The 22,108-nt window shown below is 49.7% G+C and carries 21 protein-coding genes and 1 tRNA gene; 11 read left to right on the forward strand and 11 right to left on the reverse strand.

Annotation, left to right across the window (positions count from 1 at the left end):
* Positions 1-96: 96 nt before the first annotated feature.
* The 3 genes from ACFS7Z_RS13200 to ACFS7Z_RS13210 all read right to left on the reverse strand — a co-directional run bounded on the left by ACFS7Z_RS13200 (position 97) and on the right by ACFS7Z_RS13210 (position 4,016).
* Positions 97-2,748 carry a DUF7133 domain-containing protein gene (locus tag ACFS7Z_RS13200; protein ID WP_377485246.1) on the reverse strand — a complete coding sequence of 884 codons (2,652 nt, stop codon included), beginning with the start codon at positions 2,746-2,748 and terminating at the stop codon, positions 97-99.
* 238 nt (positions 2,749-2,986) lie between these two features.
* Complete coding sequence (locus tag ACFS7Z_RS13205; RefSeq protein WP_377485248.1) at positions 2,987-3,565, reverse strand: O-methyltransferase; 579 nt, start codon at positions 3,563-3,565, stop codon at positions 2,987-2,989.
* A 286-nt stretch (positions 3,566-3,851) separates the two neighbouring features.
* The gene (locus ACFS7Z_RS13210; RefSeq protein ID WP_377485250.1) at positions 3,852-4,016 is read right to left on the reverse strand and encodes a hypothetical protein; all 165 of its coding nucleotides are present in this window, start codon (positions 4,014-4,016) and stop codon (positions 3,852-3,854) included.
* A gap of 882 nt (positions 4,017-4,898) precedes the next feature.
* Between ACFS7Z_RS13210 and ACFS7Z_RS13215 the strand changes: the two genes are divergently transcribed.
* Together ACFS7Z_RS13215 and ACFS7Z_RS13220 are read left to right on the forward strand one after the other, a co-directional pair.
* Positions 4,899-5,867 (forward strand): SBBP repeat-containing protein, encoded by a 969-nt coding sequence (locus ACFS7Z_RS13215; protein WP_377485252.1) that lies wholly within the window; start codon positions 4,899-4,901, stop codon positions 5,865-5,867.
* Positions 5,868-5,886: 19 nt separating this feature from the next.
* Positions 5,887-6,021 carry a hypothetical protein gene (locus ACFS7Z_RS13220; protein ID WP_377485254.1) on the forward strand — a complete coding sequence of 45 codons (135 nt, stop codon included), beginning with the start codon at positions 5,887-5,889 and terminating at the stop codon, positions 6,019-6,021.
* 300 nt (positions 6,022-6,321) lie between these two features.
* Here the strand turns inward: ACFS7Z_RS13220 and ACFS7Z_RS13225 are convergent.
* The 4 genes from ACFS7Z_RS13225 to pheS form a co-directional block, all read right to left on the reverse strand.
* Positions 6,322-6,395, reverse strand: a tRNA-Asn gene (locus tag ACFS7Z_RS13225).
* Positions 6,396-6,528: 133 nt separating this feature from the next.
* A complete protein-coding gene (locus tag ACFS7Z_RS13230; RefSeq protein ID WP_377485256.1) occupies positions 6,529-6,951 on the reverse strand; it encodes a Rieske 2Fe-2S domain-containing protein in 423 nt (140 codons plus the stop codon).
* The gene (locus ACFS7Z_RS13235; protein ID WP_377485258.1) at positions 6,944-7,801 is read right to left on the reverse strand and encodes a 3-hydroxyacyl-CoA dehydrogenase NAD-binding domain-containing protein; all 858 of its coding nucleotides are present in this window, start codon (positions 7,799-7,801) and stop codon (positions 6,944-6,946) included. The genes ACFS7Z_RS13230 and ACFS7Z_RS13235 overlap by 8 nt, the downstream gene beginning before the upstream one ends.
* 105 nt (positions 7,802-7,906) lie before the next feature.
* Entirely contained in the window at positions 7,907-8,932 is a 1,026-nt protein-coding gene (gene pheS, locus ACFS7Z_RS13240; RefSeq protein WP_377485260.1) for a phenylalanine--tRNA ligase subunit alpha, read from the reverse strand.
* A gap of 227 nt (positions 8,933-9,159) precedes the next feature.
* Between pheS and ACFS7Z_RS13245 the strand changes: the two genes are divergently transcribed.
* The 9 genes from ACFS7Z_RS13245 to ACFS7Z_RS13285 all read left to right on the forward strand — a co-directional run bounded on the left by ACFS7Z_RS13245 (position 9,160) and on the right by ACFS7Z_RS13285 (position 19,300).
* Positions 9,160-9,984, forward strand: a complete 825-nt coding sequence (locus ACFS7Z_RS13245; protein ID WP_377485262.1) for a LiaF transmembrane domain-containing protein — start codon at positions 9,160-9,162, stop codon at positions 9,982-9,984.
* Between the two features lie 11 nt (positions 9,985-9,995).
* Positions 9,996-11,021, forward strand: a complete 1,026-nt coding sequence (locus ACFS7Z_RS13250) for a sensor histidine kinase (protein WP_377485264.1) — start codon at positions 9,996-9,998, stop codon at positions 11,019-11,021.
* The gene (locus ACFS7Z_RS13255; protein WP_377485266.1) at positions 11,018-11,761 is read left to right on the forward strand and encodes a LytR/AlgR family response regulator transcription factor; all 744 of its coding nucleotides are present in this window, start codon (positions 11,018-11,020) and stop codon (positions 11,759-11,761) included. Before ACFS7Z_RS13250 ends, ACFS7Z_RS13255 begins: the two co-directional genes overlap by 4 nt.
* Before the next feature lie 281 nt (positions 11,762-12,042).
* Positions 12,043-12,675 (forward strand): TetR/AcrR family transcriptional regulator, encoded by a 633-nt coding sequence (locus tag ACFS7Z_RS13260; protein WP_377485268.1) that lies wholly within the window; start codon positions 12,043-12,045, stop codon positions 12,673-12,675.
* Between the two features lie 27 nt (positions 12,676-12,702).
* The gene (locus tag ACFS7Z_RS13265) at positions 12,703-14,070 is read left to right on the forward strand and encodes a TolC family protein (protein WP_377485270.1); all 1,368 of its coding nucleotides are present in this window, start codon (positions 12,703-12,705) and stop codon (positions 14,068-14,070) included.
* Positions 14,071-14,107: 37 nt separating this feature from the next.
* Entirely contained in the window at positions 14,108-15,265 is a 1,158-nt protein-coding gene (locus ACFS7Z_RS13270) for an efflux RND transporter periplasmic adaptor subunit (protein ID WP_377485272.1), read from the forward strand.
* A gap of 19 nt (positions 15,266-15,284) precedes the next feature.
* Complete coding sequence (locus ACFS7Z_RS13275; protein WP_377485274.1) at positions 15,285-18,707, forward strand: efflux RND transporter permease subunit; 3,423 nt, start codon at positions 15,285-15,287, stop codon at positions 18,705-18,707.
* Positions 18,708-18,718: 11 nt separating this feature from the next.
* Positions 18,719-18,973 (forward strand): acyl carrier protein, encoded by a 255-nt coding sequence (locus tag ACFS7Z_RS13280; protein WP_377485276.1) that lies wholly within the window; start codon positions 18,719-18,721, stop codon positions 18,971-18,973.
* Between the two features lie 162 nt (positions 18,974-19,135).
* Positions 19,136-19,300 carry a hypothetical protein gene (locus ACFS7Z_RS13285; RefSeq protein ID WP_377485278.1) on the forward strand — a complete coding sequence of 55 codons (165 nt, stop codon included), beginning with the start codon at positions 19,136-19,138 and terminating at the stop codon, positions 19,298-19,300.
* A gap of 66 nt (positions 19,301-19,366) precedes the next feature.
* On the opposite strand, the gene ACFS7Z_RS13290 is transcribed toward ACFS7Z_RS13285, so the two are convergent.
* The 4 genes from ACFS7Z_RS13290 to ACFS7Z_RS13305 all read right to left on the reverse strand — a co-directional run bounded on the left by ACFS7Z_RS13290 (position 19,367) and on the right by ACFS7Z_RS13305 (position 21,964).
* Entirely contained in the window at positions 19,367-20,107 is a 741-nt protein-coding gene (locus ACFS7Z_RS13290; protein WP_377485280.1) for a M48 family metallopeptidase, read from the reverse strand.
* 258 nt (positions 20,108-20,365) lie between these two features.
* On the reverse strand, positions 20,366-20,563 hold the full coding sequence (locus ACFS7Z_RS13295; RefSeq protein ID WP_377485282.1) for a hypothetical protein: 198 nt from the start codon (positions 20,561-20,563) through the stop codon (positions 20,366-20,368).
* A 17-nt stretch (positions 20,564-20,580) separates the two neighbouring features.
* On the reverse strand, positions 20,581-21,129 hold the full coding sequence (locus ACFS7Z_RS13300) for a YkvA family protein (protein WP_377485284.1): 549 nt from the start codon (positions 21,127-21,129) through the stop codon (positions 20,581-20,583).
* 211 nt (positions 21,130-21,340) lie between these two features.
* Positions 21,341-21,964: a C40 family peptidase gene (locus ACFS7Z_RS13305; protein WP_377485286.1), complete on the reverse strand. Its 624-nt coding sequence runs from the start codon at positions 21,962-21,964 to the stop codon at positions 21,341-21,343.
* Positions 21,965-22,108: the final 144 nt, after the last annotated feature.

Consider the following 22,108-nt stretch of genomic DNA (forward strand, 5'->3'; position numbering starts at 1 on the left):
CAGGCCGCTCCACCGGAGCTTAATTTACTCTAACTGAGCCTTCAACAACAGGGCGTCCCGCAGGGACTATCGCGCAACGCCAGTAATTTTTGCCTCTTACTTTTTCTGCTCTGACAGGAACGTGATGAGGGAAGCGAATTCCTCATAAGACAGGGCATTGGCTAAGCCAGCAGGCATCATAGATGTTTCCAGTTCCTTGCGGCTTAGAATGTCTTTGGTGTTGATGGTGAATACCTGGCCGGCAATATTCCGCATCACAATTTTATCCGCAGATTCCTGTGTGATGAATCCCATGTAGCTCTTATCTCCTTTGGCGGTAATAAGAACAGAGGCAAATCCCTGGGAAATAGAAGCATTCGGTTTTAGAATAGACTCTGCTATCTGCTCGCGGTTCATGATAGAGCCGATCTGCCCCATAAAAGGCCCTTTCATTGACTCGCTCACCTCGATGCTGTGGCAGGCAACGCACCCTTGCTGGGCAAATATGGCTTTACCTTTTACCGGGTCTCCCTTTATTTTGGCCATTGCCAGCATCACGTCTTCAATGGAGGACTTCCCAACCTGACCCTTCTGGTTCTTAATTTTTTCCAGGTCTACGTTGATTTCTTCTTTCGCTGCAATAGTTTCTTCTCCTCCAAACTCGGTGATTCCCATCCTGTGCCTGGCATTTAGGTCAGCATAAAACTCCTTTCCAGCGGCACCCGCTTTATTCCATTCCTCTTTTAGCAGCTTTTCGATGGCAGGAGAAGACTCCCATGCAATCTCTTTGTAGTAAGGCCCGTGCGTATCTGGACGGGTGCTCCACCACCAGGAGCCATCGTAAGGAGCTTCTTTTTTATAGAGGCGTGATAAAGTAGTCAGGATTTCTTTTTTCAGTTCCTGGTCATTTGTCTGCTGGTAAGCCGTTATCAATCCATCCACGGCTTTCGGGTCGTGCATGTAGCGCAGCGCCCAAAGCGCGAGCTTCGAGTTATCTGTGCCGATGGCCTTTACACTGGCATCTACTGCCTGCAGATTCACCAAAGCCTGTACCGCAAGGTGAGGCAGAATGACAGGTGCATTAGGTACGGCATGTGGTCCTTCTGTGCCTTTTGCCGGTGCAGCAAGGGATGCAGGAACCTTCACCTGTAACAAAGCAGGCACTGCCTCCGCCCGGTCAAGGCGGCCAAGGCCTATGATGGCCGCTGCCTGAACACGCTCAGAGCTGCTTTTCAGCCCCTCGAGAAATGGTTCGATGGGTACGTTTTTGAGACGCGTCTTTCTATCGCTGAGGGCGCGCAGGGCGAACTCTCTCATCTCGCTCTCCTTCGTGAGCTTCACTAAATTTTTAGTGCCGTTCTCGCCAGCCGCCTGTGCGTAGGTATACATGCCGGCTATACGGGCGGGCAGCGGCAGGCCTTTATTTGCAGCCACTTTCCAGGCTGCTTTGGTGGCCTTTTTAGCTGGTCTGTCAAGGAGTTCCTGCTGGGCGTGCAAACGGGCCACGGCGTTATCTGACTTCAGTAAGTCCGCCAGTTCATTTACAGACAGCTTTTCGAGATCAGGGAACGGCTTGTACTCCCAGTTTGCCGGCACCGCGCGCACCACAAATCCTTTGCCCGGGTTCCCTGAATAACCCGCACCATCCCAGGCCGACAGGTAAAGCCTGCCTGAAGCATCAACATCCAAGTCTGTGATCTGCGGGAGCTTGACAAACTCTTCTTCCGTTTGCTTGAAGCTGGCACCGTCCGGCGTTACCCGGTGGATGTAGAGTTGGTTCCTTCCCCAGTCTGCCATCATCGGGACAATGTTGTATTTGGCAGGCCAGGTGCTATCGTCCATATACAATGCACCGGCACCGGAGCCTCCTCCCAAGTCTACCAGGGCAGGAATAATCTCATCTGTGAAGTTCTTGAACAGGACAGGGTACCCGTATTCACCGGACTGAATCTGATGGCTGAAGCGTATGTTCCAGCCACCGCCATCGTTGGTGTTGCCACGCGTGAAAATGTTCATGTATGGGTCAATCGCCACATCATAGATGTTGCGCATCCCGTGCGTGTATACTTCCATTTCTGTGCCATCCGGCCGAACCCGCACAATTCCTCCTCCCAGCATGGTCAGTTTCTTACCTGTGCGGTCCACTGCATCATGGAAACCAAAGTCACCTACGGCAATGTATATCCACCCGTCAATGCCCATCCGGATACCATTGGTAGCGTGGTCGGTACCGCGGCTTTGCAGGAATTTAGGAGAACTGATGTTCTGGATGAGCGGCTTGGAAGGACCATCCGCCACACCGTTTTTATCGGCATCCTCAAAAACAACGAGATCCATGCCAGATGCTATGCCAGTTTCTTTTGAGAAGGTGGTGTGCAGCACGAAGAGCTGGTCGCCGAGCGAAATGATACCACGCGGGTTATCTACGGCGGCAAAAACGGTGTGCTGATCTGCTTTACCGTCATGGTCAGTGTCTACCAGCTTGATAATGCTGCCTTTCCCCGGATCCTTTCCCAGCGAACCCATCATGTCCACGCCCACATACACTTCCCCGTTTGGTGAAACGGCGAGGGTAGCAGGGCTTGGGGTAATTTCAGGACCTGCAAAGTTCGTTATTTTCAGGTCGCTTGGCCCTTCCTGGAGAGTGGCGGTCGCCGTAGTACGGGTTATAACTTTACTGTTATTTTGCGTTTCAGAATTAACTGGTTTTTCTATAAAACCTATCAATGTCAGAAAAGCATAAAACACGTTTAATGAAAGTTTCAACATCTTTTAATTGTCCTTATTGCTTCTTCTTGATGAAAAATGGGTAAAACAGTAATACTTAAGGGTATTGGTTATTAAAATAAGGTACTTTAAAGAGAATTGCTACCAACGTTATAAAAACTTTTTACCTGCTGGTTTAGCCTTTTTGTACTTATTAAAGGCTGCTCCTGATCAATACTTGTCATAAAAACACTTATTGCTTTTAGATGAGCATCGAATAGCAGGCGCATGTTTAAGTAAGCTACTTTTTTACAGCAACAATTATTCCTGTTGCCCATACTTGCTTTGTCAGGTGCAAATCTTCCCTTGCCTCCAGATAGTTGATAAGACTGGTCGCTTTTTCATGGTGTCCGTCCGGCCAGTTAGGCTGTGGCAGCATATCATCGATGATATAAAGCCCGCCTCTTTTCAGCATAGTCAGTACTTCATCGAGAAGCAGGTACTTGCCATGCCATGTGTCTGCAAAAATAAAATCGAATTTCAGGTGCTTGTTGCGGTCTACCCATTCGCCACCATCGGTGAGTATCAGATTAAAACGCTCATCGCTTCCTAAAAACCTGCGGGCGATTTCCAGAAAAACAGGTTCGTTGTCAATGGATACCAGCGAGGAGTCAGCGTCCATTCCGTCCAGAATCCAGGCTGTGGAGAGACCTGTTCCAGTTCCGAGCTCCAGGAATTTGCCCGAGGGTTTGGAAGCCGCAAGTGTCCGAAGTAAAGAGCAGGTCAGTACATCCGAGGCCATTGTAAAGCCCGATGCTTTCGTCGCGTCGCTGATGCTGCTATAAGCCTTCGGAAACTGCTGGTTTACTTCTTCTGTCATTGTTACTGGGTAGCTTAGGGATAGCTTACGTGCTGCCTGTGAAAACGGCTGTAATTGCAATCAGCAGTAATTTTTGTAAAGTCCACAAGCCGTTTGAAACAAGCCATCAGGCCAGTTGCATGATGTTGTATTAGCTGTGTCGCCACAAGAGGTTTCCTCCTCACGCTTTATCGTAGCAGGAGCATGCAATCAAAAAAGCGGAATTGTTGCGCTGAAGCTCTGCCGCAGCAGTTGCTGTGAAAGTAATATATTAGTGTGCTTTTGCCGTATGTGCTACCCTGCTTCCCTACAGGAAGTACGTTCCTATAGTAGAGGCAATAAGAGAGAGAATGTATATAATAAGGAACCACTTAAAGAACTTCTTTCGGATAGAGGAATTCTTTAAAAATGGATAGAACAGGAAATAAAGCAAACCTAAGGCAGCAAACAAAATCCCTATCGTCTTGAGCATATCTTAATTTTTAAAGGCTGCCAATTATCCAGCAGGTATAAAAGTACAAGTTATCTGATACTTTTTGTAAGATAACCAGCCGCACCCCACCACGTTCCTGTAAACCGTAGAGAAAGCGGCTTCCAGGTAAGCTTTTATTGTACCGGGAACTCCTGGATCAGCTCAGGCCAAAGTGCCTCCTTTATCACACTAAGGTTTACGGCTAAGTTGGGCTCATTCTTGCCCAGGCAGACGTTCCAGCAGAAATTATTTGATGTCCCGTTGGGCCTGCAGAGGCTATCAAGCAGGGTGAGCCCACAGCAAATAGTACTACAGTTGCAGGCTGCTGCCAATAAGAAGACCTGGAGCAGTGAAAGAGTTCCTGGCAGCGGCTTGTCCTTCTAAATAGTCAGAGAGAAAGGAGGCTGAAAATAATCCTGGATACCGGCTTGTGTGCAAAAGAAAAGCCACTTAGTATTTTTACCAGTAAGTGGCTGATTGCAAAGATCCTCCTAGTGTCTTGTACTACTAGATTTTTGAGGACAGAGTATTTTTTGATAGTTGCAAGGCAAGAGAGGCTGGCTTTCTCACCCTATGTGACTGCTGGTCTAAGAAACTTAATTTTTCCTGCTTACCGACAAGCATTAGCCTGCCCTTTTTCGTCATTCACCAAAATTACACTTCGATTTTATATTATTACAGTTATAATAAATAATAACATTGTCCTAAAAAAAAAAAAATGAGTATATATCTAGCAAGGGTTAATAGGTAAGAAAGCTTCCGGTGATATGCACTGCCTTGCCTTTTGCTCTACTGTACTCCCTAATTCACTCCGCGTGAGCCTGCATGAGCAGGAGCCTTTGTGCCTCATCAAACTTCATTTCTTTAATCATTAATCACATCATGAAAAAAGGAATACAATCAAGGGAAGCATGTATCTACCTGACGCAGCTCCTTATGCTGTTGTTCTCCCTGCCCACTGTGGCCCAGCAGGTAACAGTGGAGTGGGCTGAAGGCTATGATAGCCAGGGGACTACCTCTGAAAGTTCAGGATACGTTGGCAAAATGATAATAGCCGTGGATGAAGATGGAAACAGCTATGTAGCAGGCCGCAGCATGAACTACAACACTTATAGAGCAAATATAGTAACGACTAAACATTCTCCGGCAGGTGAAGAGTTGTGGGTGAGGGTGTATGAAGGCGTGCTAAATAGCGAGCCTACAGCCATTGCCGTAGACAATGCTGGCGGAGTTTACGTCACCGGCGTCTCCGTAACCGGCTATGAAAGATATGACGCTTTACACTACGGCACAGACTACCTCACCGTCCGCTACTCCGCCTTGGACGGCACGCTGACCTGGGACGAGACTTACAACGGGGCCGGCAACGGTAGTGATGTTGCCAGGGCCGTCGCTGTCGACACATTGGGCGGTGTTTACGTCACAGGCGAGAGTTACAGTGGTAGCAGCGGTATTGACTATACAACCATTCGCTACGCCGCCTCAGACGGCACGTTGACCTGGGGCATGACTTATAACGGGATCAGAAATAGCTATGACTACGGCAGGGCCATCGCCGTCGATAACCTGGGCGGCGTCTACGTTACAGGTGCAAGCTGGAGCGGGGCCAGGCGTATTAAGTATACGACTATCCGCTACGCCGCCTCGGACGGCACGTTGACCTGGGGTAAGACTTACAAGTGGGCCAGCAATAGCTACGACTACGGCAGGGTCATCGTTGTCGATAACTTGGGCGGCGTCTACATAACAGGTGAAAGCTGGAGCGGGGCCTGCAAAAATAACTATATGACAATCCGCTACGCCGCCTCGGACGGCACATTGACCTGGGACGAGGCGGAGTATCCAGAATGATACTCCAAACAAAATAGCTGTGGATGAGGAAGGCAATAACTACGTTACCGGACGGAGCTACAACATTCATACTGGCTTATCAAACATGGTGGTGTTCAAGAACTCCTCGGCGCGGGTGGAGATGTGGGTCAAGACATGTGAAGAGGTCCGCTAATTTATCCCTACGGCCATCACCTTCTACGACTTAGGCGGTGCCTACGTGAAAAGCGCAAGTGGGGCGGGGCCAACGGGTATCAAGTCACGTGCCATTTTACTATGACAATGCTCCTATTGAGCTACAGCATAAAATCAGTGGTTCGATACTTTTCAGTTTCAGAAAAACTGATTTCTGAAACTGAAAAGTATCGAACCACTAAAACCAACAGCCTAGGTTCTCTAATTTGTTCAGAAACGATGAATACAAGAGGCTGTAAAACAAAACAAGCCATCATTTCTGATGGCTTGTTTAATTGGGCTCCCCCTCCTGGGCTCGAACCAGGGACCCCATGATTAACAGTCATGTGCTCTAACCAACTGAGCTAAGGAGGAATTTTATGTGTTTTCAGCAGCTTTCCCGCTGATTGATGGTGCAATATTACGGTGGTTTTACTTATGACGCAAGCGCACGTCGAAAAAAACTTTTACAGATTTGTGTAATGTTCTGTAAATCAACCGGAAAAAATTAGTTCGAAATGTACAGCAGCGAGCCGGAAAGGGCTGTTCGGTACTGGAGGAGGCCATACACAGAGGGTCCGCCTGTTACGTTACCCTGCAGGTTAAACTGGGAGCCGCAGCAGGCATCCACTATAAAAAGGTTAGAGGCATCCACCTCTACCCCGGAGCAAGTGGATGTCGGATCGTGGGGGCAGGCGCGCTCAAAGGCCAGGTACTGCCCGGCGTTCTGGCGCACAACCAGTATCCCTTTATAACCACCGGCAACATATGCGTAGCCATTGTCTTGGCGCAGGCCGGGGTAAAGCTGGCTGTTCACGTTTATTTGCTCATCCACGTATACTTCCGGTATTCTTGGCCTTACGCTATCGCTGTCGCTGCAGGCGGTGGTGAGCAGCAGCAGGAACATGCAAAGCGCCCACAGCTTATTCATAGGTATAAAAGCCTTTGCCCGACTTGCGGCCATGGTGCCCGGCATCCACTTTTTGCTGCTGGATGCGGCTCGGTCTGAACTTAGAATCATAATGGAAAGCCTCGAACATAGAGGTGGTTACTGAATAATTAGTATCAACACCTATCAAATCCATAAGTTCAAATGGTCCCATCTTAAAGCCACTGGCCTGCATAAGCTTATCTATTGTCTCTACGTCGGCTACGCCCTCTTCCAGCAGCTTCAGCCCTTCCACATAAAAGTGGCGCGCCACACGGTTCACAATAAAGCCAGGAGAATCTTTGGCCATCACAGGCGTCTTTCCCAGTTTGAGCGCCAGCGCTTTTATAGTGTCAGCTGTTTCGGGGGCAGTAGCAGCACCAGAAATCACTTCCACCAGTTTCATGATATGGGCCGGGTTAAAAAAGTGCATGCCTACCACCCGCTCCGGATTCGGTATAGAGGCTGCTATTTGTGTGATAGGAATAGAGGAGGTGTTGGAGGCAAGTATCGTATCTGCCGGATTTATGCTAGCCAGTTCCTTAAAAATACTTTGCTTCACCTCCAGGCGCTCTACTACCGCCTCAACAATAAGCTGGCAGCTGAGTTGTAAGGTGTCGCCTGTAAAGGTGAGGTTATCAAGGGCTGTTTTCTTTTCTGCTTCCGTTAACTTTCCGCGCTCAATGCCTTTATCAAGATTTTGCGTGATGGTAGTTTTAGCTTTCTCCAGCACCTGCGCATTTATGTCGAACAGAATGGTAGTGTAACCAGCCTGCGCACAAATCTGCGCAATGCCTTGGCCCATCGTGCCGGCACCTACCACACCTATAACTTTTATATCCTCTAATTTCATTTCTTTATGCGTTTTTATAAAAAACGATGAGTGAATGCTCTGCAGTACTTATGACTCACATAAAGTGCTACAAAACATTCACTCACTTCATTCAGCTTTCTATACTTAAATAACCCCTTCAAACTGGCGCAGGAAGCGCACATCGTTTTCGGTGAAGAGGCGCAGGTCTTTTATCTGGTACCGGAGCATCGTAATTCGCTCTATACCCATACCAAAGGCAAAGCCGGAGTATATTTCCGGGTCGATACCGGAACTGTGAAGCACGGCCGGGTCTACCATGCCGGAGCCGCCAATCTCAACCCAACCTGAGCCTTTGCAGATATTGCAGCCTTCGCCTTTGCAGATAAAGCAGGTAATATCAATCTCAGCGCTTGGCTCCGTGAACGGGAAGAACGACGGACGGAAACGGATTTGCGTGTCCTGGCCGAACATCTCCTTAGCGAAGTAATACAAGGTCTCCTTCAGGTCTTTAAAGCTCACGCCTTTGTTCACGTAGAGGCCCTCTACCTGGTGGAACACCATGTGCGCACGTGCCGAAATAGCCTCGTTGCGGTACACACGGCCCGGCATGATGCTGCGAAGCGGCGGCTTGTTGTTCTCCATCAGGCGCACCTGTACGGTAGAAGTATGGGTACGCAATAATTTCTCCTTGTTCTCACTCAAAAAGAAGGTATCCTGCATTTCGCGTGCCGGATGGTTTTCCGGGAAGTTCAGGGCAGAGAAGTTGTGCCAGTCGTCTTCCATCTCGGGCCCTTCTGACACATTAAAGCCAATGCGCTCGAAAATGCGCACAATCTCCTGGCGCACCAGCGAGAGCGGGTGGCGGGTGCCCAGCGTGTTGGGTACAGGAGGCAGGGTAAAGTCGAAGCTGTTATCTGAGTTCTGGTCAGCGGCGCTGGCCAGTTGATCCTGCGCCTGGTCAAAGCGCTCCTGGGCACGGTTCTTCAGGCCGTTCAGGTGCTGGCCAACCTCCCGGCGCAGCTCCGGTGCCACCTGCTTCAGGTTATCAAACAGGTCGGCAATGCGGCCCTTCCGGCCGATATAGGCGATACGGAATTGCTCCAGTTCAGCAGCGTTCGTAAGCGGTGCTGCCTCTATCTCTTGTGCTACTTGTTGTATGTTCTCCACCATAATACGCAAAGATAATAAATTGGCGCTACTGATTCTATCTTAGGCTTTTCTCTGTTGCTACTTATGGCAGTGACGAGGGAGGCGGTTAATTGCAGAAAGGAACTATACTTCGTAATTTACCGACGCAAACCTGCAGCTTACCGACTTCTCTCCCCTGCCCGCCTATCTGCTATAGACGCGCGGGCTCGTTTACAGTACATTTAAGCATAAACTTGAAAAAAGTGATTATGGAAAACAGAGAATATAACTCGGAAAGAAACTACGGGAGCAACTGGGAGAAGCCGCCGCACCAGTCCGGTGGCGGGAAAGTGCTGGCTGGTTTGCTATTAGTGACAGTGGGTGTTTTTGTGCTGGTGGCAAAGCTCGACCTGTTCTTTTTGCCAAACTGGCTGTTCTCATGGGAGGTGCTGCTGATTGTGCTGGGCCTGTTTCTCGGCTTTCGCCATAACTTTCAGAAGCCGGGCTGGCTCATACTGGTGCTCATCGGATCTGTTTTCCTGATAGAGGATATGATAGACAGTTTTGACCTGCATATTTATTTCTGGCCAGTCATGTTAATTGGGCTTGGGGTTTGGATGATGTTAAAGCCCCGTCGGGACTATCCCAGGCAATTCGAACGAAGGAGAGAAACAGGGGAGGCAGGAAGGGCACCAAACCCCGGGTTGAACCATAGCTTCAGCACAGGCTATGCCACAGACGGAGGTAGCGTTTCTGAGGAGGTGGTGGATGTAACGGCTATTTTAGGAGGTATCAAGAAAAACGTCATTTCTAAAAACTTCAGGGGCGGCGAGGTAGTCAGCGTTTTCGGGGGAACGGAACTGAACCTGAGCCAGGCCGATATGCAGCAGCCTGCCGTGCTGGAGGCAACCCAGATATTCGGGGGGACAACGCTCATTATACCGCCTCATTGGGAAGTAAAGTCTGAGATGGTGGCCATATTGGGCGGCATCGACGACAAGCGCATCATGATACCAGGGGGCTATGACCCTACGAAGGTCATTATCCTGAAAGGCACCACGCTCTTCGGCGGCCTCCAGATCAAGAGTTATTAACCAGCCGGCGCATGTATCCACTCCGCATTATACTTGCTTACCTGGGCTGGGCCTTGCTCTGGATTGCTGTGCAGACCGTGCTGCTGTGGTCGGTGGAGGTGCCCTTAGAAACAGCCATTATGGATGCCTTTATGATGAATGCGCTGTTGGTAAGTGGTGGTTATGCCATGGGTACAGGGCTGCGGTTCTACCAGCCGAGTGTAAAACAGGGTGCTTTCTTGTTGGGGTGGAGCCTGGGGCTGGCAGGAATCATCATGCTCCTGTTCAACTTTATAACAGGCAAGGTTTTTAGTGGGGATGCCGCCTACCTTGCCTTCGTAGATGCCACGCTGCCGGTACGGATGATTTTTGGCTGGCTGATAATATTGCTCATGCTGCTGCTGAACTGGATGTGGTTCTACATCCGGGAGCGGCAGCAGGACGAGGGGCGGAAAGCCACGGCCGAAAAAATGGCCCGTGAGGCAGAACTTCATTCCCTGCGTCAGCAATTGCAGCCGCATTTCCTCTTCAACAGCCTCAACTCCATTAGTGCATTGGTGGGGGCAAGGCCGGAGCAGGCACGCAAAATGATACAGCAGCTCTCCGACTTTCTGCGTGGCACCCTGCGCAAGGACGACCAGCAACAGGTAAGCCTGGCCGATGAGCTACAGCACCTGGAGCTTTACCTCGAGATTGAGAAAGTTCGATTCGGGCACCGGCTGCAAACTGCCATTGAAGTACAAAATGAAACGATGAACATGCGCCTTCCGGCGCTATTGCTGCAGCCTGTGGTGGAGAACGCCATTAAATTTGGCCTCTACGATACCATCGGCGACACAGTGATTCGTGTAAAGGCCACTGCCCAGGACCACCACCTGCAGCTGCAGATACAAAACCCGTATGACCCTGCCACCGCACGGCCGCAACTCGGCACCGGCTTTGGCCTGAGCTCTGTGCAGCGCCGCCTGTACCTGCTCTACGCCCGCCACGACCTGCTCCAGACCCAGCAGGAGGAGAACCAGTTTATCACCAGCATTAAAATTCCGCAGAAAAGATGATCAAGTGTTTAGTAATAGATGATGAGCCGCTCGCGCGTAGCATTGTGGTAGAGTACCTGCAGCACCACAAGGGTATAGAGGTGGTGCAGGAGTGTGGCGACGGGTTTGCGGGCGTAAAAGCTATCATGCAGCACCAGCCCGACCTGATCTTTCTCGACATCCAGATGCCGAAAATAAACGGCTTTGAGATGCTGGAACTGGTGGAGCAGGCACCGGGCGTCATTTTTACCACCGCTTTCGATGAGTACGCGCTGAAAGCCTTCGAGGCCAATGCGATAGATTACCTGCTCAAGCCCTTCAGTCAGGAGCGTTTTGATGCCGCCCTGAAGAAGTGGCAGGAAAAGAAAAGTAGAAATGCCGCCGACAACAAAGCCGCTGGACTGAGCGAGGTGCCGGCCAAGCAGCCGGAGGAGCAGTTGCGCATCGTGGTAAAAGCCGCCAACGACATCCGCATTATACCGGTAAAGGATGTGCTGTACTTAGAGGCCTACGACGATTATGTGAAGGTACACACGCCGGACGGCCTCTTCCTAAAAAAGAAAACCATGAACTACTATGAGCGCGTGCTTGACCCGAAGCAGTTCGTGCGCGTGCACCGCTCCTACATCATTCCCCTCACCCAACTCACCCGCATCGAAACCCTTGAAAAAGACAGCCACGTGGCACTGCTGAAGAACGGCGTGCGCGTGCTTCTGAGCCGGAGCGGCTACAGTAAACTGCGCTCCGTGCTGGGCATCTGACGAAAAAATTTTCAAGTATGAATCTTCTGGTTTTTCCGGAACAGCCTGCCTTCCGGCACACTTCCGTTTCCTCCTGATAAGCGGGGAGTTCGCCTGATGTTATTAACTGCTGATCCAATTTTGTCTCTGTTTCCAGGGTGCGGATACAGCTGTTGGGATATTGTAAATAGCTGTGTTTTAAGGCTGAATAAACATTTTGAGTGCTGTTGTGTTGATGATAAATTAACGCTGGAAACTTTGGCTATTAAAAACGTTTCCATAGTTTTGCCCTGGCTATGAGTATGGAGACAGCAGAAAATATAGATATCAGAAGTAAAATCTTAGAGGCCGCCTTTGGTATGTTCTGCCAGCGGGGCATCAAGAGTGTGTCGATGGATGACATTGCCCAGCACCTGGCTATGTCCAAAAAGACGCTGTACAAATGGTTTAAAAACAAGGACCAGGTAGTGTACGAGGCGTTGGCCAACTACCTGCAATTTGTGGAGAAGGTTTGCCAATCGGATGTTGAAAGGGCCGGTAACGCCATTGAAGAACTCTTTCATGCCATGGAGATGACGAAAAAAATCTTTACCAGCATTCACCCTTCCATCTTCCACGACCTGCAGAAATACCACCGCGACAGCTGGGCTTTATGGAAACAGCATAAAACAGGTTATATACTGGAACTGATAAAGCAGAACATGTACCGGGGCATGAAGGAAGGGCTCTTTCGTCAGGATCTGGATGTAGAGACCATTGCCCGACTGAGATTGGTTATGATCGAGATGCCCTTCGATGCGGAGCTTTTCCCTCCTTATGAATTCAATATAGCCAAGGTGCAGAAGGATAGCCTGGAGCACTACATGCTGGGAATAGCCACCCTGAAAGGGCATAAACTGATCAACGAGTACAAGCACATTATTGAAGAAGAATAATACCACCTACTACAGAGGGAATAAACCATGAAAAACAAAATAAGCCTGTTAGCAGCTTTTCTCATGCTATGGGGCAGCTTCTATACAAATGGCCAGGCCGTAGCGCCTTTCAGCCTGCAGCAAAGCATTGACTACGCGCTGCAGAACCGTGCCAGCCTGCAGGCAACCCGCAACGAGCAACGCATCGCGAAAGCCCAGGTCGGTGAGATACGGGCGATGGGACTGCCGCAGATAAACGGCTCCCTGGATGTAGGTGATAACTTCATTCAGCAGCAGAGCTTTTTGCCCGCAGAGTTCTTCCAGGACCCTAACAACCCCAATGCACCTGAGCCGGGTACCTTTGTGCCTGTAACGTTTACGCCTGCCTACACCGGTAACGCGACTGTAACGGGCAGCCAATTACTGTTTGACGGTTCCTACCTTATTGGCTTGAAAGCAGCCAAGACTTACACGGAGCTTTCCCGCAAAACAACAGAGCGGAGTGAAATAGAGGTGGCGGAGCAGGTATCTAAAGCTTACTATGGTGTGCTGGTAAACCGCGAGCGTTTTGAGCTGCTGAACCAGAACCTCATCCGGCTTGACACGCTGTTGTACCAGACCAGCATTATGTTCGAGAACGGTGTGGCCGAGAAGCTGGACGTGGACCGGCTGCGGGTACAGCTGAATAACCTGAAAGTAGAGAAGCAGAAGACAGAGCGCCTGATGGCAGTGAGCGAAAACCTGCTCAAGTTCCAGATGGGGATTGATCAGAGCCAGGCCATTCTGCTGACAGACAAGCTGGCGGAAGTAGAGGTGGATATAAGCAAGGTCAGGCCACAAAACTTTGAATACGCCAATCGCATCGAATATTCCATACTCGAAACACAGCGTGACCTGGCAGAGCTTGACTTGCGCAACCGCAAATCCGGCTACCTGCCAAAGCTATACCTGAACGCCCGCTATGGTTACATTACTGCCAGCAACGAGTTCAGCAATATTACGAAGACCAGCAACTGGCTGGAGTTTGGTTATGTGGGCGGGCAGCTGCAGCTACCCATCTTCGATGGTTTGCGCAAGCACTACCAGGTGCAGCAGGGCAAGATAGCACTGGAGAACGCAAAGCTGGGCTTTAAGACACTCACACAGAGCATTGACCTGGAGCTGGAGCAGGCTTCTGTGGAGTTGACGAATGCGCTGGATGTACTGGAGTCGCGGCGGGAGAATATGGCGCTGGCAGAGGAGATTGCCCGCGTGGCTAAAATCAAGTTCCAGGAAGGTGTAGGTACCAACCTGGAGGTGGTAAATGCTGAGACTGATTTGAGGGAGGCCCAGACAAATTACTACGCTGCCATGTACGATACCCTGATTGCGAAGGTGAATCTGGACAGAGCTACTGGCACTTTGCTAACCAAATAAAACGACTGAAAAAACTACTCATCCATTGAAACTGAATATGAAACGAATATTGGGTATATCATCCATAGCTGTGCTCCTGAGCCTGGCAGCTTGTAACAGCGGCAACGAGAACAACAAAGAGGCACAACTAAAGGAACTGAAAGCACAGGAGGCAGACCTGCAGGAACAAATAGCAGCCTTGGAGGCGGAACTGAAGACTGAGGGCAAAACAGTGGCTGTCCAGAAGAAAACAGTGCCAGTGTCGGTTGCAACGCTGGCCCAGGATACTTTCCGCCATTACCTGGAGGTGCAGGGCAAGGTTGAGTTCGACCAGAATGTATTTGTGAGTGCAAAAGTACCGGGTGTGCTGACAAGCGTTCGCGTACAGCCTGGCGACCGGGTATCGAGAGGACAGACTTTGGCTACGATTGATGCGCAGGTGCTGGAGCAGAACATAGCCGAGGTAAGAACCCGCAAGGAGCTAGCCGATATAGCTTTTGAGAAACAGAAGAACCTCTGGGACCAGAAGATAGGCACTGAAATGCAATACCTCACAGCCAAAAACAACAAAGAGGCCCTGGAGCGAAGCCTTTCTACTCTGCAGCAGCAGCGTGACCAGTACAACATCAAGGCACCTGTGAGCGGTGTGGTAGATGAGGTGGTTCCGAATGCCGGAGAGGCTGTAGCGCCTGGAATGGGCATTATCCGGGTGGTGAACCTGCAGGGGGGTAAAATAGTGGCGGAGGTGTCGGAGGCATACCAGGCGAAGATCAACAAAGGTGATCAGGCAGTGGTTTTCTTCCCGGACCTGAACAAGGAGATAGAGACCACGGTAGAGGTGGTGAGCCAAGTAATCAACCCGTCGAGCCGCACCTTTACGGTGGAGCTGCGCCCAAAGAACACAAAAGATATCTCGCTGCGCCCGAACATGGTGGCTGTGGTGCGCATTCAGGATTACAAGAACGAAGGCACCATTATGCTGCCGGTAAACCTGGTGCAGAAAGACGAGCGGGCACAGTACATCTATGTGGCTAAAAAAGAAGGTGAGCAATATGTTGCTTCGCGCAAAGAAATAAAGACCGGTATGAGCTATGGCGGAAATGTGGAGGTGCTGGAAGGCCTTTCTGCAAACGACAAAGTGATAACGGCAGGTTACCAGAGTGTGAACGAAGGGCAGCCAGTAGTATTTACAGAGAACAGCCTTACCCGGAAGTAAGACTTTAAGCGTTTGAACTATGAAAGAATTCAAGCCAACCAGTTGGTCCATTGATAATAGAACGAGTATCTATATTGTCACCATCATCATCACGATTATAGGTATTTTCTCTTACATCAACTTGCAGAAGGAGAACTTTCCTGACGTTGTGATACCTACCGTGATGGTGGCGACAGTCTATCCGGGTACCTCTCCATCTGATATGGAGAACCTGGTAACACGGCCCATTGAGAAAGAGATAAAGGCGATTAACGGGGTAAAGAGGGTAACTTCCAACTCCCTGCAGGACTTCTCCATTATTACGGTAGAGTTTGAGACCGATGTGGATGTAGCGGTGGCAAAGCAGCAGGTGAAAGACGGCGTGGACAAAGCCCGCTCTGACCTGCCGACTGACCTAGACCAGGAGCCAAACGTGCAGGAGATCAACTTCTCCGAGATTCCGATCATGTATGTGAACGTGGCGGGTAACTATAGCCTGGAACAGCTGAAGCAATATGCTGAGGACCTGCAGGACCGCATTGAGGGATTCCCTGAGATTACGCGTGTAGACGTGGTGGGTGCCCTGGATAAAGAGGTGCAGGTAAACGTAGACCTGTACAAGATGCAGGCGGCGCAGGTTACTTTCACTGATATTGCGAATGCCATCTCACGGGAGAACATGACTATATCGGGCGGTAATGTAACAGTAGGCGAGGCCAAGCGCTCCGTGCGCGTGGTAGGCCAGTATACTGATCCGGAAAGGATAGGTGACATTGTATTACGATCTGTAGCCGGAGCCAATATCAAACTCAGCGATATCGCAGAGGTGAAAGAGGGCTTTGAGGAGCAGGAGAGTTATGCCCGCCTGGGTAACCAGCCGGTTATCACCCTCAATGTGGTGAAGCGCAGTGGGGAGAACCTGATTGAGGCCTCAAATAAGATTCGTGAAACGGTTGAAGAAATGCAGGGTTCCACCTTGCCGGACGACCTGAAGATCACCATCACTGGTGACCAATCTACCAGAACGCGTCATACGCTGAACGACCTGATAAACACTATCATCATCGGGTTTGTGCTGGTAACGCTGGTGCTGATGTTCTTTATGGGTACGACCAACGCCATCTTTGTCGGGCTGTCGGTGCCGATTTCTATGTTCGTGGCATTCCTCACGTTTTACTTCTTTGGAGTCTCGCTGAACATGATCGTGCTGTTTGCCTTCCTGCTGGCCCTGGGTATAGTAGTGGACGACGCCATTGTGGTTATCGAGAACACGCACCGTATTTACAACAACTCTAACCTGAGCATTGTAAAGGCATCGAAGGTTGCGGCAGGAGAGGTGTTTGTGCCTGTACTCGCCGGTACCCTTACCACCATCGCCCCGTTCTTCCCGCTGCTTTTCTGGCCAGGCGTGGTAGGTAAGTTCATGCAGTTCCTGCCAATTACACTTATTGTTACGCTGGTATCGTCGCTGTTGGTGGCCTTTATCATTAATCCGGTGTTTGCGGCCTCTTTCATGAAGAAGCACAGCGAGCACCAGGCATCTACGCGCTCCAGCAAAGTCTTCTGGTTCCTTATTGGGATAGGCTTTGCCATAGCCATTATAGGTTATATAACAGGCTGGTATGGTACAGCTAACCTAGCTTTGCTCATCGTGCTGCTGGTGCTTCTGAACAAGTTTGTGTTCACTGGAATGATCAAGGGGTTCCAGGAGCGTGTGTTGCCGCGCTTTATGTCCGGCTACGAAAGCCTGTTGCGTTGGATGCTGGTTGGCAAACGGCCGATTGGTGTGTTCTTCGGTATTATTGGCCTTTTGATATTCTCTGTGGTTCTTACAGGCATGTTCCCGCCGAAGGTGGAGTTCTTCCCGCAGGGCCAGCCCAACTTTGTTTATACCTATATCAGCATGCCAATAGGTACGGATCAGGCTGTGACAGATTCTGTGACAAAAGTGGTGGAACGCCGTGTTTATAGCGTGATTGGGCAAAATAACCCAGACGTAGAGTCCGTTATTTCTAATGTAGCCATAGGCGCAGGAGATATGAACGACCGCTCTACCACACCACAATCTCACAAGGGAAAGGTTACCGTTGCCTTTGTGGAGTATAAAGACCGTCAGGGCAGGCAATCGACTGATGAGTACCTGAGCGGGATACGTGAGGCTGTGAAGGGAATACCCGGTGCAGATATTACAGTAGACAAAGAGCAGAGCGGCCCGCCGGTGGGCAAGCCGGTTTCGGTGGAGATTGCCGGAGAGGGTTTTGAGGACCTGGTAGCGCTTTCGAAGCAGGTGGAGCAGTATATTGATCAGCAGGGGATAGCCGGTATTGAGGAGTTGCGCTCTGACTTGGAAGACAGCAAGCCAGAGATAGTCATCAACATAGACCGTGAGCGCGCCAACCGCGAGGGTATCTCTACCGCGCAGATAGGGCAGGAGGTGCGTACTGCTATTTTCGGCAGGGAGGCATCGAAGTTTAAGTTGGGAGAGGAGGAATATCCAATCCAGGTTCGTTACGCAGCGCCATACCGCGACAACATCGATGCTCTGATGGACATGCGCATCACGTACCGCGACATGAACTCTGGCCAGATTCGGCAGATTCCGCTGTCATCACTGGCTTCTATCGAGTATTCTACCACGTATGGCGGCGTGAAGCGCAAAGACCTGAAGCGCGTGGTCACGCTGGAGTCTAACGTGCTGGCCGGTTACAATGCCAACGAGGTGGTACAGCAGATAGAAGAGTCGCTGCAGAACTTTGAGACGCCCGAAGGATATGAAATTGGCATGGGAGGGCAGCAGGAAGAGCAACAGGAGACAATGGAGTTCCTGATGCTTGCACTGGTGGCAGCCTTCTGTATCATCTTCCTGATTCTGGTGACGCAGTTTAACTCTGTGTCCAAACCTTTCATCATCCTGTCGGAGGTGCTTTTCAGTATCATTGGCGTGCTGCTGGGCTTTACCATTTTCGGAATGGATATGTCTATTGTCATGACGGGTGTGGGTATAGTGGCGCTGGCAGGTATCGTGGTGAAAAATGGTATCCTTATTGTGGAGTTTACAGATATCCTGCTGGAAGAGGGCAAGGAACTGAAAGAGGCCATTGTGGAAGCGGGCAAAACACGTCTGAACCCGGTGCTGCTCACGGCTACGGCCACCATACTGGGCTTAGTACCCCTGGCAATTGGCCTGAATCTGAACTTCTATACCCTGTTCACAGAGTTTGAGGCAGGATTTTTCCTAGGTGGCGACAGTGTAGCCTTCTGGGGACCGCTGGCCTGGACGATCATCTTCGGCCTTGGCTTTGCAACACTGATAACCTTGCTGGTGGTGCCGGTCATGTACCTGCTCAACGAGCGATTGAAGGATAAAATAGTAGGTAAAAATAAAAGAGCCGCGGCCGGTGCTGTCAAGCGCTCGGAGAATGGAGTGCCTGTTAATGGAAAAGTTAGAGAATACACAGTTTAACAACCTATGCTATGTTATTAAAAACTAACGCTATTGAAAAAGAAGTTTTCCGTATCATTAGCAGAACCAAAAAGATCAAGCCTGACCGTCTGCAAGCGGACAAGCGTCTGTCTCAGGATTTTGGTTTTGATACAGTAGATTTGGTAGACATTATCCTGGAAGTGGAGAAGAACTTTCATATCACTATTCCGGATGAGGTGCCAATCAATACAGTAGGCGACTTTATTGATTACGTGTCAGCGCATACGGTTCGGCAGGCAAGCTAAAGCAGCTGAATTAACCAGTTTAAAACAATCAGATAAATGAAAAGGCTGCCTGCACTTCGTGTGCTGGCAGCCCTTGTATAGCATTTTGTAAAAAGAAAAAGCGAGGAGCATCTGTTCCTCGCTTTTTTGCTCCAGTCCATAAAGAGCACTTGTTTATTAACCATGGCGGGTGCCACCGGTGTTACTAATTCTGAAATGGACTTTGAGGTAAAAGAAGCTTTCTCTTCCTTCAGGAGAGATGAGCTGGTAGCAGTAGCTGGTGTTATCAGGCTAAAAGCACAGCAAGATGTGGCCTTTTACCTGTACAGCCTTGTGTCAGGGTACTGATGTGTGAACGAATAGTAGGCTGTTTGCCTAAAGTGGTTGAGTAGAGTATAATCGATAAAGTGTCGTTTAGTAAATGGAAATACGGAAAGCCTTCAGTTTGTTGTCGAGCTTTTTAGAGTCGCCACAAACACGGTCTAAGAGCGCCCAGAAGTGCGGCCCATGGTTTTTCTCTACAGTATGTGCCAGCTCGTGCAGGATCACATAGTCGCAGAGCGCTTCCGGCAGGCGCATCAGGTGCAGGTTCAGGTTAATGTTGTTATTGTAGGAGCAACTGCCCCACCTCGACTTGGCGTTCTTAATGAAGATGCTTTGGTACTGAAAGCCGAACTTGTCAGCGAAGTAAGCCACCCGCTGCGGCAGGTACTGCTTTGCCTCCTTGCGGTAGGTCTCCTCAATAGATTTGCGGATAAACTTCTGTACATCCGGGTCGCGTACATCCTTGAACGCCGGGTAAAACACATTAACGTATCCGTTCTCAATCACGCAGCGCATATCGTAGCGGGCGTGCGTTAGCAGCCGCAGGGTATGGAACCTTGTACTGAAGTCAGCGTCCTGCGTGTACACCGTTACCTTCTCCTCCTGCTGTTGCATGCGGGACTGGTTCTCTTTAATCCAGTCAGATTTGGTGTAAATGAGCTGCTCAGCCTTCTCAAAGCTGATATGCGGCGGCACGGCTACCCGTACACCCTTCAGAGGGCGTACGCTAATGCTCAGGCGTTTTGCTTTGTCGCTGCGCTCAAACAAAACTTTCCCGATTCCATCAATGTGCAAATTTACTGAACTAAGGCGAAGGAATGATGATGACACTTGGCTAAGAGTTAAAGTACAAAATCTTACGACCAAATATATAGAATAATTTCCTTAAAAAAAGTCTAACGCTAAATGTTTTCGATGTTTTTAGATAAATTAATGTATTTGTATTGTACTATATTTTAATTCATATAATATACTGTAAATATATAATATCCTGTTTTCTTGAAATAAGGGTGCAACAGAGAAGTACAAAAAAGCGGCGGCAGGTTTACCTCAAACCTGCCGCCGCTACAATTGAATAGTTATATAACGTTACCGTACGTTGCCTCCAGTGGGTCCATCGTCAGTGCCTTTTTTAGGCGCGCGGGTGCTATCTGTTGTGGCAGAGCGTAAAGTTTCTTCCCGCGTGTTGGTAACAGTGCCCTTTGCATCTGTCTTGTGCCCCTGCGAAGAATGCTTGTCTTTGGGCTCGTTTTGCTCCTGGTCTTTATTCTTATCGTTTGTTTCCATCTCTGTATCTGGTTTAGTTAAATGTCTGTTCGTGTCTGCGTCTCTACATCGCTTCCCGTTCTGTCGCTGTACTTCGGGGTGCCCCAGGAGGTGTCTGCATTATGCGGCGCATCTGTGTGCTGCGGGGCTACAGGTTCTACTTTTATAGGTCTTGTAGCTTCCCACTCTTTATACTTGTCCAGTTCTGTTTTGATACTGGCAATAAACCAGGCCAGCAGCGTGGCATCGTCCAGCAAGCCTATAATCGGAATCATATCTGGAATAAGGTCGATAGGCGAAATAAAATAAATAAGAACGGCAATACCGCCTACCAGCGTAGAGGATGGAATGCCTTTATATTCTCCTGACATAGCCGCCTTCAGCATGCGCGTCAGCAGTTGTAGGTTTTCCCATACTTCACCGGCCAGGGCGCCGACTCCTTTGTTGGCAGATGCTTTTTTCAGGGCATCCGCTACCAGTTGTGCTACCTTGGACGGGTGCTTGAGGTAACCCTCTGCTCTTTCAAGGATTTTCTTAAAGAAGGGGCTGTCTGCTATATTTTTACCTTCTGTTCTCTGATTGTCCATAATTGTGTGTGCTTATACTTTTTGTATTTGTTTTGTCTGCTTTTGCAGTGGCCGGGGCTACTCACTCCCGGAAAAACAGTATTGGGATGCAATTTGCCCAAACAAACGTTAACCTTTCTATACTTGGTGCCTCTAATTTTGTTATGATAGATCAAATAAAAAAAGCCCTGCAGTTTTTGCTGCAGGGCTTTCAGGCACTTAGTCTTTATCTTTAATTTACACGGCCAGCGGCATAGAAGTAGTTGCGGTAGTAGGGTTCTTTAAGAGAACTGACCTTTACACCGCCGCTGGTGGATGAGTGAATGAACTTGTTATTTTTCAGGTAGATGCCCACATGAAAGATAGGGCCTTTTGCGCTTCGCCGGAAAAAGACGAGGTCGCCGGTGCGCATGTTGTCTTTCTTCACGCGCTTTACATCCTGAAACATGGAGCGGGAGCTTCGGCTGAGGTCAACGCCATACACATCGCGGTAAATGCTGGAAACGAAGCCAGAGCAGTCGGTGCCTCTTCTGGAACTGCTGCCGTAGCGGTAGGGGGTTCCTATCCATTTGGATGCTGTTTCTACCAGGTGCTTGTAGTCCGGGTTCTTGAAGCGGAGCCCCAGCTTTTTGATGTAGTACTCTTCTGTGGCGGCTTCCTTTTCTTTCAGCTCTTCGAGCACATTCAGCTCAAGGGCCCGCACCAAGTCCTCCCCGGAATTAATCGCGTAAGGAGTAATCAGTGCTGCAGCGGCGGCTGCTTCAGGTGTAGCCGGCTTAGCCGGGTTAACCTCGTAGAAGTAAGAGAGTGCCAGCGAAAAAGCCGCCAGAACGCTCAGTATTATAGTTTTTGTCATAGGGTTTGGCTTGTTTTCAGCCACCGGAGCGGCTAAACAGTTTCACCTTTTGGCGAACAGGCTGGCACGGGTAAAATAGTATCTTTCGAGCCAACCTGCACTGTTTCAGATGCTACCGCATCTTTTACAGCCCGCAAATGTAAG

The organism is Pontibacter toksunensis (assembly GCF_042686245.1).
Taxonomy (GTDB): Bacteria; Bacteroidota; Bacteroidia; order Cytophagales; family Hymenobacteraceae; genus Pontibacter; species Pontibacter toksunensis.